This is a genomic window from Actinosynnema sp. NPDC053489 (assembly GCF_044544865.1).
GTDB lineage: Bacteria > Actinomycetota > Actinomycetes > Mycobacteriales > Pseudonocardiaceae > Actinosynnema.
The window spans coordinates 127,497-140,814 of the sequence record NZ_JBITXT010000013.1 but is presented as its reverse complement, the minus strand read 5'-3'; the positions used below and the strand labels follow the sequence as shown (position 1 = coordinate 140,814).

The window sequence follows — 13,318 nt, the reverse complement described above, 5'->3', positions numbered from 1 at the left end:
TGATGGCGGGGTACGAGGCTGTTACCGGTGAGATCGGGGCGTTGGCCGGGCGGGTGGAGGGCCTGGCGGAGCGGTTGCGCACGGCGGCGGACGCGGCGCGGACGGTGGCGATGAACGATTCCGCCTACGGGGTGGTGTGCCAACCGTTCGCGATGTTGTTGCAGCCGTTCGAGGAGATGGGGGTGCAGGCGTTGACCAGGGCGGCGGAGACGGTGGCGGACAACGCGGCGGGCCTGCGGGAGACCTCGCGGGCCTATGACGCGCAAGAGTCCGGTGAGGCGGCGCGGTTCGACGGGATGAACCGGTGAGCAATCCCCTGGTCGCGACGGCGAAGAGCGACACGACCGCGGTCACTGGCATCGGCATCGCCGAGTCGGCGAGCGATCTGGCGAGCGGTATCTCCGATGGCAGTTGGGTCGAGGCCGGGCTGGGGGGTGTCGGTGTCGGGCTGGAAGTGCTGTCGATGGTGCTGGACCCGGTGGGCACGGTGGCCTCCTACGGGGTGGGGTGGTTGATCGAGCACGTGCAGCCGCTGAAGGAGGCGTTGGACTGGTTCGCCGGTGATCCGCCGGTGATCCGGTCGTTCAGCGAGACGTGGTCCAACGTGGCGGCGGAGGTCGGCCGGGTCGCCCAGGAGTTGGGGACGCAGGACGCGCCGGGGTGGCGGGGCGCGGCGGCCGAGGCGTATCGGGGGCATGCGGCGCGGACGGCGGACGCGATCGCGGGGGCGGCCACGCTGGCCGACGGGATCGGTACCGGCGTGATGGTGATGGGCGAGGTCGTCGCGGCGGTTCGGGAGATCATCCGGGACCTGGTGGCCGAGGTGGTCGGCAAGCTGATCACGTGGGCGTTGGAGGCGGTGGCGACCCTGGGCCTGGCGACGCCGGTGATCGTCGCGCAGGCCACCTCGACCATCGCCAAGGTGTGCAACCGGATCTCGGACCTGGTGCGCAAGCTGGTCAAGACGATCGGCAACGTCACCCCGCGCATCCGCAAGGTCCTGGACAAGCTCGGCGAGATCATGGAGAAGCTGGGCAAGCTCGGCCGCCGCGCCGACGGTCCCGGCACGCCCCACACCCCGCACGGCCCCGCCGGCCCCGGCGCACCCGACGCCCCGACCGTCAAGGGACCCGACGGCACCACCAGCCCCTCCGGCACCACCTCACCCTCCGGCACCACTTCCCCGTCCGGCACGACGTCGCCGAGCGGCACCACCTCCCCGTCCGGCACGACGTCGCCGAGTGGCACCAGCCCGGACGTCTCGCCGAACGGGAGCACCACGCCGTCGGGAACCTCGCCGTCGGGCAGCACGCAGCCCGGCTCCGGCAAGCCGGGCACCTCGACCTCCCCCGACCAGCCGGCGCCCAGCAGGCCGGCCGACCCGGAGACCAGCCGGACGCCGGAGGACCAGCGCCGCTGCGTCAACGACCCGATCGACGTGGCCACCGGCGAGATGGTCATCGCCAAGACCGACCTGTCGCTGCCCGGGGTGCTCCAACTCGTCCTGCGCAGGGTCCACGTGTCCGGCTACCGCGCGGGCAGGCTGTTCGGCCGGAGCTGGGCCTCGACGCTCGACCAACGGGTGGAGGTCGACCCGCTCGGCGTGGTCTACGTCGCCGAGGACGGGATGCGCCTGGTCTACCCCGAGCCCTCCGGCGACCCGGTCCTGCCGGTCGTGGGCCCGCGCCTGCCGTTGCGCCGCACGCCGTCCGGCTACGCCGTGACCGAACCGGGCACCGGGGTCACCCGCCACTTCGACGGCACGGGCCCCGACATCCCGTTGACGGCGCTGAGCCACCTGTCCGGGCAGCGCGTCGAGGTGCTGCGGTCCGCCGACCGGATCGACCTGCGCCACTCCGGTGGCTACCACGTGGCGGTGCTGGTCGCGGACGGGCTCGCGCGCACGCTGCAGGTCGTCGGCGACGAGGGCGCCACAGTGGTCGCGGGGTACGGGTACGACGACGCGCGCAACCTGGTCGCCGTCCGGAACTCCTCGGGCGCCGCCCTGGTGTACGACTACGACGCCGCCGGGCGGATCACGGGCTGGCAGGACCGCAACGGCAGCTGGTACCGCTACGTGTACGACGAGCAGGGCCGCTGCGTGCGCAACGTGGGCAGCAACGGGTTCCTCGACGGCACGTTCGACTACCTGCCGGACCGGACCGTCTTCACCGACTCGCTGGGCCACTCCACCACGTTCCACCTCAACGACCGCAGGCAGATCGTCGCCGAGGTCGACCCGCTGGGCAACGCGGTCCGCACCGAGTGGGACGCGTTCGACCGCCCGGTGCGCCGGGTCGACGCGCTGGGCGCGGTCCACGCGTACCGGTATGACGACGACGGCAACCTCGGCGAGGTGATCCGCCCCGACGGGTACCGGTCGACGGCCGAGTTCGACGCCGGCGGTCAGCCGACCCGCATCCTCGACACCGACGGCCACGAGTGGACCTGGTCCTACGACGACGCGGGCCGGTTGCTGGCCGCGACCGACCCGACGGGCGCGACCACCCGCTACGCCTACGACGAGCACGGCGGGCTCTCCGAGGTGACCGACGCCGAGGGCGGCACGCGCCGCGTCCGGTGCGACGCCGCCGGGCTCCCCGTCGAGGTCACCTCGCCCACCGGCGCGACCACCCGCTACGAGCGCGACGGCTTCGGCCGGGTGGTCGCCGTCCACGACCCGGTCGGCGGGACGACGCGAGCGCTCTGGACCGTCGAGGGCAAGCTCGCCCACCGCACCTTCCCGGACGGCACCGCCGAGCGCTTCCGCTACGACGGCGAGGGCAACCTGGTCGAGCACGTCGACGCGCTCGGCCAGTCGAGCCGCATGGAGTACGGCCCGTTCGACATGATCGTCGGCGAGACCGGGCCGGACGGCGCCCGGGTCGCCTTCGCCTACGACACCAACCTGCGGTTGACCGCGGTCACCAACGCCAACGGCGAGACGTGGCGCTACCACCACGACCCCGCGGGCAGGCTGGTGCGCGAGACCGACTTCGCCGGGCGCGAGGTCCACTACGCCCACGACGCCGCCGGCCGGGTCGTCTCCCGGACCAACGGGGCGGGGCAGACCGTGCGGATCGCGCGCGACGCGATGGGGCACGTCGTGGAGCAGAGCGGCCCCGACTCCACCGCGGTGTTCCGCCGGGACAGCGCGGGCCGCGTGCTGGAGGCCCGCAACGACAGCACCCACCTGGTCATCGAGCGCGACCCGCTCGGGCGGGTCCTCCGGGAGACGATCGACGGCGAGTCCGTCGTCTCCACCTACGACCGGGTCGGGCGCAGGCTGTCCCGCCGCACGCCGTCCGGCGCGGAGAGCCGGTGGGTCTACGACCGCGCCGGCGCCCCGGTCGAACTGCACACCGCGGGGCACTCCCTGCGGTTCCGGTACGACGCGGCCGGGCGCGAGGTCGAGCGGACGCTCGCCGACGCCGCCGTTCTCACCCAGACGTGGGACGCCAACCACTGGCTGCGGGCACAGGCGGTCACCGGGCCGGGCACCACCGGCCTGGTCCAGCGCCGTTCCTACAACTACCGCGGTGACGGGTACGTCAGCAGGATCATCGACCAGCTCAGCGGGATCCGGGAGTACTCGCTCGACCCGGCGGGCCGGGTCACCTCGGTCGACGGTCCACAGTGGAGCGAGCGGTACGCCTACGACGCCGCGGGCAACGTCACCGCCGGGCAGTGGCCCGCCGACGAGCAGGACGCGCCGCTGGTCGGCGTGCGGGAGTTCGCCGGCGGGCGGGTCCGGCGGGCGGGCGCCGCGGTCTTCGAGCACGACGCGCAGGGCCGGGTGGTGGCCCGGCGCAGCCGCACGCTGTCCGGCAAGGTCCGGCAGTGGCTCTTCACCTGGTCGAGCGAGGACCGGCTGGTCGAGGCCGTCACCCCGGACGGCGTCCGCTGGCGCTACCGCTACGACCCGCTGGGCCGCCGCGTGGCCAAGGACCGGCTCGCGCCCGACGGGTCGGTGGCCGAGTCGGTGCGCTTCGCCTGGGACGGCCCGGTGCTCGCCGAGCAGCGGCACAGCACCGGCTCCAGCACGGTGTGGGAGTGGCAGCCGGGCACGTTCCGCGCGGTCAGCCAGCTCGACCAGGACGAGGTGGACGCCCGCTTCTACGCCATCGTGACCGACGTGGTGGGCACGCCGACCGAGTTGGTCGACACCAGCGGTGCGGTCGCCTGGCACGCCCGACCGGGCATCTGGGGCGCCGGCGCCACCCGCACCGGTCCCGTCACCTGCCCGCTGCGGTTCCCCGGCCAGTACCACGACCCGGAAACCGGCCTGCACTACAACCACCACCGCTACTACGACCCGTCGACCGCCCGGTACGCCAGCGCCGACCCGCTCGGGTTGGCCCCGTCGCCCAACCCGTACGCCTACGTGTTCAACCCGATGGGGTGGACCGACCCGCTCGGGCTCGAGAAGTGCATCGACAACCGGAACTTCAACAGCCGCCAGGAGGCCCTGGACGCCGCGTACGACCGGGCGGGCATCCCCCGCGGCACGGAGCCCGACGCCCGCTGGGAGGTCGGCGGCGACCCGGCGCGGCGGGGCGAGCCGGGCTACCGGTACTCGGAGGACCCGGGCGCGCACGGCAACTACTCGCAGTTCGAGACCCCGGACGGCTCGCGCGTCATCGCCGAGCACACCAACGACCCGAGGGCGCCGCAACCGCACTTCCACGCCGGGCAGCCCAAGGGCGACCCGGCCCGCGACGGCGTCGACTTCGGCTGGGGCGGCAGCTCGGAGTTCGAGCGGTACGGTCAGGTCGACGGCAAGCACCACTACTACTACCCGGAGGGGACCTGATGGTCGACCGCACGGCGATGCTCACCGCCGCGGGCCTGGAAGTCCTCGGCACCCGCGACCTCGCGGGCGACCTGGCGCCGGCGGAGGCGTGGCGCCGGGTCGTCTCCGGCGCCGCCCGACCCGAGGTCGAGGTCCCGGACGACACCGCCGACGTCGACGCCCGGGTCGACGCGGAGTGGCGCGAGCTGGCGCGGCGGCACGGCGTGCTGGCCGAGGACGGGACCTTCCTGATCAGCCCGCCCGGCCCCGGCGCGTTCACCGCGCCGTGGACCGCCGTCCGCCTCACCGACCACACCCGCCTGGCCCGCCACCTGACGGCCAACCCCGACGAGCCCGAGTTCGTCACCGCCTCGGCCGACGGGAGCGCGGTCCTCGGCGTCACCACCGAGGAGTACGCCGTCTGGCTCGTCGTCGGCTGACCCCGGCCCGCGCGGCCCGCGGTCGGGCCCCGATCGCACCGTTCGCGGTACGCGGTACCGGCGTTTGCCGTAGCGTGGGCCCGCACGATCGGGTCGGCAGTGGGGGTAGGTGCGGTGGTGGACCGGCAGCAGCGGCTGCAGGACATGATGCGGTCGTTCCAGGAGCAGGCGGCCAAGGCCGGCGAGTTGCAGCAGGCCATGCAGAACCTGCGCGGGGTGGGTCGCAACCGGGACGGGTCGGTCACGGTGACCGCGGCGCCGTCCGGCGCGGTCCTGGGGCTCCAGCTCGGCCCCGGCGCGATGGCCCGGTCGCACGTGGCGTTGCAGCAGGAGATCCTGGACGCGATCCGGATGGCCACGCAGAACGCCGCCCAGCAGCTCGACGCCGCGGTCGCGCCGATCCTGGGCGACCGGCTGGAGGAGTTCAAGCGCGGCATGGCGGCGTCCGGGGTGGAGCCGATCATGCCGTCCGCACCGCCACCGCCCGCTCCTCCGTCGCGGATGCCCCCTCCGCCCGCGCCGGCGGCCGGTCCGCCGGCACCGCCGCACGGGCAACCCCCCGCGATGCCGCGGAACCACCCGCCGCGTCCGGCGGTCGAAGACGACGACGAACCGCCGAGCACCTATCTGCGCTGAGGGGGAACGGGTGACTTTCCAGGTGATGCCGGAGGCGTTGACGGCCTTCGCGAACGGCAGCGACAGCCTCGCCGAGAAGTTCGGCGCGCTGGCCGGCCTGTTGGAGCAGGCCAGGGTCGACGACCAGTGCTTCGGCCCGATCGGTGACGCCGTCGGCCTGAGCAGCGGGTACTTCTCCAGCCTCGAGGAGTGCCGGAAGCTGGCCACCGACGCGCAGGAGTTCCTGAAGCAGACCGGTGAGCAGCTGCAGCAGAGCTTCGAGGTCTACCAGGGGGTCGAGGACGGCCTCTCGCAGGGCTTCACCCAGATCGGCAACGGCCTGGGCGGTGGCCGGTGACCGCGGGACCGGGCACGTTCGCCGACCTCAACGGCGGTGATCGGAAGAACTGGTTCGAGCAGGCCGCGGGGCGGGGCAGCTCCGGCATCGGGGCGCTGCAGGACCTGGCCGACGCCACCAGCCCGCCGGAGATGGCCGCCGCCGGCATCTCCGGCCGCATGGAGCTCCTCCAGACCCTCGCGAGCCCGGGCCAGGCGTTGCTGGACAACGGCCTGGGCTTCCTGGTCTCGATCGTGCTGAGCCCGTTGATCGAGCTCGCGGAGTGGGCGATCGGCGACCCGGAGCAGATGCGGGCCACCGGCAAGGGCTGGGAGCAGGTCGCCGGGTGGCTGGACGAGGTCGCCGAGGCCGAGCGGAAGCGCGCGGACGCCACGGGCGGGCTGTGGGTCGGCGCGGCCGGTGACGCGTTCCGCAAGCAGATCACCGAGTTCAGCGGTGGTGTGTCCGCGCTCGCCGAGGACGTGCGCGGGCTCAAGGACACGCTGGACATGATCGCGGACCTGTTCGACATGTTCGTCGAGTTCGTGATCCAGGTCCTCACCGAGCTGATCATCGGCCTGATCGTGCAGTGGCTGGCCGCGCTCGCCGCCTCCTGGATCACCGCGGGCGGTTCGGTCGCCGCGGCCGGCGCCACCACCACGGTCCAGGTCGGCAGCACCGGCGTGCGGATCACCATGCGGGTGTCCAAGCTCCAGATGGAGCTGTTCAAGATCGTGAAGAGGCTGGAGGCGCTGCTGGTCCGCCTGCGCGGACCGCTGCGACAGGTCATCCAGCGGATGAACGGCCTGCGCGGCGGCAACATGGCCCAGCAGTTCGCCGGCCGCCACCTCGGCTCGAACCCGCTGGTCAACGTGGTCACCAGGGCCGACGACGTCACCCTCGCCTCGAACAGCGGCAACCGGTTCATGCAGGGCATCAGCGGCGAGGGCGCGCTGGCGTCGAACATCAGCCAGACCGTGCTGTCCGGGATGCTCGGCGGCCAGACGCGGGTGGGCGGCGCCGCGTTCAGCGCCGGTGTCGACGCGGCCGTGGACGGTGGCGTCAAGTTCGGCACCGACGCCGCCTACGACGCGGCGCAGGGCACACCGTCCGAGCGGGAACGGCGTGACGCCGAGGAACGCGGGTTCTCCTGGTGAAGCTGGACGGGGTGCTGGCCCTCCGCGAGTCCTGGTGCGCGCCGGACGAGCCGGTGCTGCTGTGCGCGCCCGTCGGCACGACCAACTCCGGCTTCGACGTGCGCGGCCTGGACTGGTGGGGCGCGCCGGAACGCGGGTTCGGCGGCAAGGCGTTGCGCGTGCTGGGCACCGCGACCGCCGCCGTGACCGCCGGTGGCCCGCGCGACCAGGGGCAGTCGCCACCGAAGGTCGTGGTGTTCGGGCCCGGGGCGGGGACCGTCGCGGCCGGAGCCGGGTTGGCCGTGCGGGAGCAGTCCTCCGCGTGGTGGGTCCTCACGCCGCGGCGGATGGCCTGGGTGCGCACCGAACCCGAACCGCCACCGGCCGACGACTCCGAGTCGGACAAGTCGCTGCTGGGGCAGGTGTGGGGCTTCGCCAAGAGCGCGCGCGACGCGTTCGCCGGCAAACCCGCGCACCCGCCGCACATCCCGGTCGAGACGGCGGCGGTCGTGCCGCTGGTCGAGGTGCCGCGCGAGCGGATCACCGGTGTCGCCGTCGCGGAGCGCGAACTGCCCTACGACTACACGCCCGGCACGGTGCACGTGCTGCGGGTCTCGCTGGCGGACGGGTCGGGCGTCGACGTCGTCGGTGGGCACGAACCGGCGTCGGCGCAGCGGTTGCTCGCACTGGTCAACGGTCGGTAGAGGACGACGGCGTGCCCAAGAACAGGCTGAAGGTCGGCGAGATCGCCCAGCGGCACTGGGTCGGGAGCGGCGAGCAGGTCGTCTGGGTGGTCGACCCGGAGGGCCACGTGGGCAGCACCCTCGGTGCGAGCCGCACCGCCCCGCACCGCGGGTCGGGGGCGGGCCCGGTCCTGGAGGTGCCCGCGCCCGAGTGGCCGCTGCCCACGCGCGCGGTCGCGGAAGGGCGGTTCCACAACGACGAGTGGGTGCACGACCCGGCGGTGTGGGCGTGGGCGCACGCCCAGCGCCCCGACCAGGTGGCGGCCCGGTGGGCGGGCCTGTTCACCGCCGGCCGCGACGAGTGCCGCCTGCTGCTGACCAACCGCCGCCTCGCGCTGGTCGTGGACGGCGAGGTCACCGCACCCGCCGCGCCCGCGTCCGGCGGTCTGCTGGGCCGAGTCCGCACCCTGGGCCAGTCCTCACCGGACGTCCCGCCGTTGGTCACCTGGTGGGAGGCGCCGGTGACGACCGCGCGGCTGCACGCCGTGCCGTTGGGGCGCCAGGCCCGACCGGAGTGGTTCGTGCGCCTCGCGTTCAGCGACGGCTCGACCTTCGAGTTCCGCGACGCGCAGGCCGAGCAGTCGATCCGGACCGCTCACGCCAACCTCTGAGGGCCCGCGGACGTAGCGGAACGCCGGGTCGGCGCGATCTTGCCGGTGTATCCCGCTGCACCAGGAGGAACGCGTGTCCCGTTTACCGAAGCTGCTCGCGGCGGTCGCCGCCGCCACCCTGCTGCTGGCGCCACCGGCGCAGGCGCAACCCGAGCTGTCGACCACCATCCTCGCGCCCACGGCCGGGGCCGGCGTCGGGGTCGGGCTGCCGCTGCTCGTCACCGGCAGCTCGTTCAGCGCCACGCCGGAGGCGATCGTCGACACCGAGCTGACGTTCGACGGCGGTGCGACGTGGGTGAGCGCGGAGCCGGCGCGCGTGCTGCCCGGGTGGCGCACCGACTGGCAGCACACCTACACCCCGGAGGTGGCCGGCGACCTGACCATCGCGGCCCGCGCCGTGACCGCGGCCGGACCCGCCGCGGCGGGGCCCGCGGTGACCGTGCACGTCGGCGGCGAGACCGTGCCGCAGCCGGTCGCCTGCGCGGACCGCTGCCAGTTGAGCGCGCACTACGCGCCGACCGTCGACGACCCGGACACCGGTCCGGTCGAGGTGGGCGTGCGGGTGCGGTTCGACCGACCGGGCGTGGTCCCGGGCGCGGGCCTGCTGCGCGGCGCGTACCGGGGGCCGATCGCCGTGCGCATGTGGTCGGAGGACGGCGTGCTGCTGGCGGAGCAGCCGTGGGACCACCCCGGGTTGATGGCCGAGGTCTTCTTCACCACCCCGGTCCCGGTCGAGCCGGGGCGTGATTACGTGGTCTCGTACTACACGCCGCAGGGCGGTTACGCGACGACGGAGAACTACTTCACCGGCACGCTGGTGCACGCGCCGTTCACCGCCCCGCACGACGGCGCGCACGGGGCGGGCGTCTACCACTACGGCGTGGGCGGCGGCTTCCCGACCGACAGCTGGCACGACAGCACCTACTGGATCCTCCCCGACTTCCGCGGCTGACGGTTGACGTGCCCGGCGCCGGCGAGCGGCGGTCGTGCCACTCGCCGGCACCGGGCTCGACTCACGAACGGGCATGGTCGGCCCTGCTCCTCCCGGTGCGTTCGGCCATCCGACCGGCGGGCCCGATGCGGTGCGGGGTCGTCGTGCGGGATCGGCCACTGTGGACGGTGTCGGTCAGGCGCGTCGGCAGGCGCCACTTAGATCCCCGTCATCGCGCACGCGTGTCACCTGGTTCCGGTGCCGACAGCAGGTCTTCGGTGGCGTGTTCGAGCAGCTCGGCGGCCTCGGTCGAGCGCGGCAGCATGGTGGCCTCGTAAGCGCGGACGGCTTCGGCGACGGTGTCCGAGCCGGCCAGGGCGAGGGCCAGTTCGGCGGCGTCCAGCATGGCGAGGTTGACGCCCACGCCCAGCGGGGGCATCAGGTGGGCGGCGTCGCCGAGCAGGGTCACGGTCGGGTCGTGCGGCCAAGTGTGCGGCACCGGCAGGGCGAAGATCGGGCGGTTGACGCGGGGGCCGTCGTGGTCGGTCAGCACCCGTCGCAGGAGCGGAGACCAGTCGACGAACTCGGTCAGCAGGCGGTCGGTGGTGGTGGGTTCGTCCAGAGGCGTCCTGCGGATGACGTAGACGCGGAGGTGGTTGTCGCCGTTGCGCTGGGCGAAGAGGGCACGGGTGCCGTCGGCCGCGTGGGCGCTGCCCGGGCCAACGAGCCGGGCGAGGTCGGCGTGCCGGTTGTCCACGTCGTCGAACCGGGCCTCCAGGAAGCTCACGCCGGTGTACCGCGGCACGGTGGGCGAGACCGCGGCCCGGACCCGGGAGAACGCACCGTCGGCGCCGATGACCAGGTCGGCCCGCGTGGTCGTGCCGTTCGTGAAGTGCAGGGTTCGCGGGCCGTCGGCCGGTCCGGTCACCCGGTCCAGGGTGTGACCCCAGCGCACGGTGCCGGGTTCGAGCGAGTCGAGCAGGAGGGCGCGCAGCCGGCCGCGGTCGATCTCGGGTTTCGACCGGTCGTCCGCGTCCGGCACGTGGTGGTCGCGGATCACGCCGGTCCGGTCGAGCACGCGCATCTCCTGGCCCTCGACGCGGGCGTGGGCGTGGAACAGGTCCAGCAGGCCCGCTTCGCGCAGGGCGAGCTGGCCGTCGCCTTCGCGCAGGTCGAGGGAGCCGCCCTGGTCACGGGCGTCCGGCCCGGCGTCGCGGTCGTGGACGGTCACCGCGACGCCGTGCCGCTGCAGGATGCGGGCGCAGGTGAGACCGCCGGGGCCGGCGCCGACGATGCTGATCCTGACTCTGGTGGTGGTCATGGCAATCAGAAAAGCAAACTCGATCCAAAAGTGCAACGAGTCAACTTTGTGTGCAATGCCACCTTTGAGTACCATCGCGGCATGAGCGAGGCACCCGTGGGACGCCGGGAACGCAAGAAGGCCGCGACCAGGCAGGCCATCGCCGACGCGGCGCTGCGGTTGTTCCTCCGGCACGGCTACGACCGGGTGGGCATCCGCGACGTCGCCGAGGCCGCCGACGTGTCGACCACCACGGTGTTCAAGCACTTCAGCGGCAAGGAGGCGCTGGTGTTCGACGAGGACCGGGACCGGGAGGCGGCCCTGGTCGCCGCGGTGCGGGACCGGACCGACGGCCAGGGCGTCCTGGACGCGCTCCGGCGGCACGTGCTCGACGTGTTCCTGCCGGTCGCCTCAGACCCCCGGGCGGGCGAGTTCTCGGACCTGGTGAACTCGAGCCCCGACCTGCGCGCCTACGCCGAGCGCATGTGGACCCGGCACACCGACAGCCTCGCCGAGGCCATCGCGGACGAGGTCGGGGCGGACCGCGACGACCCCGCGTGTCGCGCCCTGGCCCGGTTCGTGCTGGACGTCCCGACCCTCGTCCGCGACCGGCGGGATCGGCGCGAGGCCGTCGAGGCGATCTTCGACCTCCTCGACCGGGGCTGGGCGGAGCGGTAGGTGTCGGGACGCGGGCCCCAGTGGACCGCGGCGCGGTCGCCCGGCCGCCGGGTGCGTCACTTGTTGCGCGAGTAGACGCTCTGGACCTCGCCCTTCAGGTTCGCCTCGAGGTACGCGCCGCCGTAGTCGTCGGCCAGGTACAGGCGCAGCGACGCCGTCCCGTCGATGATGTCGGTGCTCACGATCAGGTACCGCATGGTCGGTTGCGGCACGCCCAGCTCGTTGTTCGCGCGCTCGGACAGCGCCGGCACGGCGTCCCAGTTCACCTCGTTCAGGTCGAGCACGGCCCGGTCGGCGTCCACCCCGTCCGCGCCCTTCCGGGTCGCCTTGCCGCCCCGGTACTCGAAGTCGTCGAACCCGTTGGCGACCGCCGCGGTCGGGGCGACGGCCGACGCGTGGTCCGGCCACAGGGTCAGCTCGGACACCTTCGTGCCGCCCATGGCCTCGGTGAGCGCGCCGACGGCCTTCCGCGCGCCGTCGGGGGTGAGCAGGTTCACCGCTTCGGTCGCCGCCGTCGGCACTGCGGGCGGGTTGCCGTTCTGCCGGGTGGTCAGGGCCGTGGTCGAGGAGCCCGGGTTGGCGCTCGACGACCCGTCGCGGTCGGTCTGCCGGACCACCAGCACCGTGGTGGTGATGACGATCGCCATCCCGACCAGCGTGAGGATCATGCCGCGCACCCGGTTGGGCGCCGGCGAGGTCGGGTGGGCCGGGAGGTGCGGCATCGGGCCGGACTGCCGGTGGGCGTACCGCGGTTGCGGACCGCTCGGCGCTCCCTGCGCGGGGAAGCCCGCCGGCGTGGGTGGCCCCTGCACGGGGAAACCCGCCGGCGTGAGTGGTCCCTGGACGGCGAACCCGGCCGGGGTGGGCGGTCCGGGGAACGGTCCCGAGGGGCGTTCGGCGGCGGCGAACATCTGGTCCAGCACCTCGCCGGTGGGGCGTTCGGCGGGGTCGTTGCGCAGCGCCGCGTTGAGGGCGGGCGCGAGGGGACCGGCCCGGCGCGGCGGCGGGACCGGCTCCGTCATCACCGCGGCGAGCGTGGCCATCGTGGTCGCGCGGCGCATCGGGTGGTGGCCCTCGACGGCCACGTACAGCAGCATCGCGAGCGACCAGAAGTCCGAGGCGGTGAGCGTCTCGTCACCGCGCAGCCGCTCCGGAGCGATGTACTCGGGCGACCCGATGACGTCGCCGGTCGCCGTCAGCTGGGTCGAACCCTGCAGCGCGGCGATGCCGAAGTCGGTGAGCACGGCGCTGCCGTCGGTGCGCAGCAGCACGTTGCCGGGCTTCACGTCGCGGTGCAAGACGCCCGCGGAGTGGGCCGAGCGCAGCGCCGCCAGCACGTCGCGCCCGACCCGTGCCGCCTCGGCCGGGCTGAGCAGGCCCTGGCCCAGGCGCGCGTCGAGCGACGTGCCGCGGACCAGCTCCATGACGATCCACGGGTACGGCGAGTCGGGGGAGTCGATGATCTGGTAGATCGACACGACGTTCGGGTGCTGGAGCCGGGCGAGGGCGCGGGACTCGCGCAGCACCCGTTCCCGGAGCTGGGCGGCCATGCCGGGGTTGGCCTCGACCTGGTCGGCGTCGGCCGGGCGGACCTCCTTGATGGCCACCTCGCGGTGCAGCCCCAGGTCGACGGCCCGCCAGACCGTACCCATCCCGCCGCTGCCCAGTCTCTCCAGCAGCTCGAACCGGCCGTCCAGGATCCGCCCGGTGTGCTCTCGCTCAGACACCGCGTCAC

Annotated in this window: 12 protein-coding genes; 10 read left to right on the top strand and 2 right to left on the bottom strand. The window is 73.8% G+C overall.

Features of this window, described 5'->3' with window-relative positions:
• The first annotated feature begins 2 nt into the window (after positions 1 to 2).
• From ACIGNX_RS27285 to ACIGNX_RS27245, 9 genes are all read left to right on the top strand, one after another.
• The gene (locus ACIGNX_RS27285; protein ID WP_396543558.1) at positions 3 to 308 is read left to right on the top strand and encodes a type VII secretion target; all 306 of its coding nucleotides are present in this window, start codon (positions 3 to 5) and stop codon (positions 306 to 308) included.
• Positions 305 to 4,813 (top strand): RHS repeat-associated core domain-containing protein, encoded by a 4,509-nt coding sequence (locus ACIGNX_RS27280; RefSeq protein WP_396543557.1) that lies wholly within the window; start codon positions 305 to 307, stop codon positions 4,811 to 4,813. Before ACIGNX_RS27285 ends, ACIGNX_RS27280 begins: the two co-directional genes overlap by 4 nt.
• Positions 4,813 to 5,232 carry a hypothetical protein gene (locus ACIGNX_RS27275; RefSeq protein WP_396543556.1) on the top strand — a complete coding sequence of 140 codons (420 nt, stop codon included), beginning with the start codon at positions 4,813 to 4,815 and terminating at the stop codon, positions 5,230 to 5,232. Before ACIGNX_RS27280 ends, ACIGNX_RS27275 begins: the two co-directional genes overlap by 1 nt.
• 117 nt (positions 5,233 to 5,349) lie before the next feature.
• Complete coding sequence (locus ACIGNX_RS27270; protein WP_396543555.1) at positions 5,350 to 5,868, top strand: YbaB/EbfC family nucleoid-associated protein; 519 nt, start codon at positions 5,350 to 5,352, stop codon at positions 5,866 to 5,868.
• A 10-nt stretch (positions 5,869 to 5,878) separates the two neighbouring features.
• On the top strand, positions 5,879 to 6,205 hold the full coding sequence (locus ACIGNX_RS27265) for a hypothetical protein (RefSeq protein WP_396543554.1): 327 nt from the start codon (positions 5,879 to 5,881) through the stop codon (positions 6,203 to 6,205).
• Positions 6,202 to 7,341 (top strand): WXG100 family type VII secretion target, encoded by a 1,140-nt coding sequence (locus ACIGNX_RS27260; protein WP_396543553.1) that lies wholly within the window; start codon positions 6,202 to 6,204, stop codon positions 7,339 to 7,341. Before ACIGNX_RS27265 ends, ACIGNX_RS27260 begins: the two co-directional genes overlap by 4 nt.
• Positions 7,338 to 8,024 (top strand): hypothetical protein, encoded by a 687-nt coding sequence (locus tag ACIGNX_RS27255; RefSeq protein WP_396543552.1) that lies wholly within the window; start codon positions 7,338 to 7,340, stop codon positions 8,022 to 8,024. The genes ACIGNX_RS27260 and ACIGNX_RS27255 overlap by 4 nt, the downstream gene beginning before the upstream one ends.
• 11 nt (positions 8,025 to 8,035) lie before the next feature.
• Positions 8,036 to 8,674: a hypothetical protein gene (locus tag ACIGNX_RS27250; protein WP_396543551.1), complete on the top strand. Its 639-nt coding sequence runs from the start codon at positions 8,036 to 8,038 to the stop codon at positions 8,672 to 8,674.
• Positions 8,675 to 8,747: 73 nt separating this feature from the next.
• Entirely contained in the window at positions 8,748 to 9,626 is an 879-nt protein-coding gene (locus tag ACIGNX_RS27245; RefSeq protein ID WP_396543550.1) for a DUF4082 domain-containing protein, read from the top strand.
• Positions 9,627 to 9,834: 208 nt separating this feature from the next.
• Here ACIGNX_RS27245 and ACIGNX_RS27240 read toward each other — a convergent pair whose 3' ends face one another.
• Complete coding sequence (locus ACIGNX_RS27240) at positions 9,835 to 10,926, bottom strand: FAD-dependent oxidoreductase (RefSeq protein WP_396543549.1); 1,092 nt, start codon at positions 10,924 to 10,926, stop codon at positions 9,835 to 9,837.
• Positions 10,927 to 11,007: 81 nt separating this feature from the next.
• On the opposite strand from ACIGNX_RS27240, the gene ACIGNX_RS27235 reads away from it, so the two are divergent.
• Complete coding sequence (locus ACIGNX_RS27235; RefSeq protein WP_396543548.1) at positions 11,008 to 11,583, top strand: TetR/AcrR family transcriptional regulator; 576 nt, start codon at positions 11,008 to 11,010, stop codon at positions 11,581 to 11,583.
• A gap of 56 nt (positions 11,584 to 11,639) precedes the next feature.
• Here the strand turns inward: ACIGNX_RS27235 and ACIGNX_RS27230 are convergent, their stop codons facing one another.
• A complete protein-coding gene (locus ACIGNX_RS27230; protein ID WP_396543547.1) occupies positions 11,640 to 13,310 on the bottom strand; it encodes a protein kinase in 1,671 nt (556 codons plus the stop codon).
• Positions 13,311 to 13,318: the final 8 nt, after the last annotated feature.

Coding starts and splice junctions, on each gene's coding strand:
- ACIGNX_RS27285 (WP_396543558.1), top strand. CDS start 3: ATGGCGGGGTACGAGGCTGTTACCGGTGAGATCGGGGCGTTGGCCGGG.
- ACIGNX_RS27275 (WP_396543556.1), top strand. CDS start 4,813: ATGGTCGACCGCACGGCGATGCTCACCGCCGCGGGCCTGGAAGTCCTC.
- ACIGNX_RS27240 (WP_396543549.1), bottom strand. CDS start 10,926: ATGACCACCACCAGAGTCAGGATCAGCATCGTCGGCGCCGGCCCCGGC.
- ACIGNX_RS27235 (WP_396543548.1), top strand. CDS start 11,008: ATGAGCGAGGCACCCGTGGGACGCCGGGAACGCAAGAAGGCCGCGACC.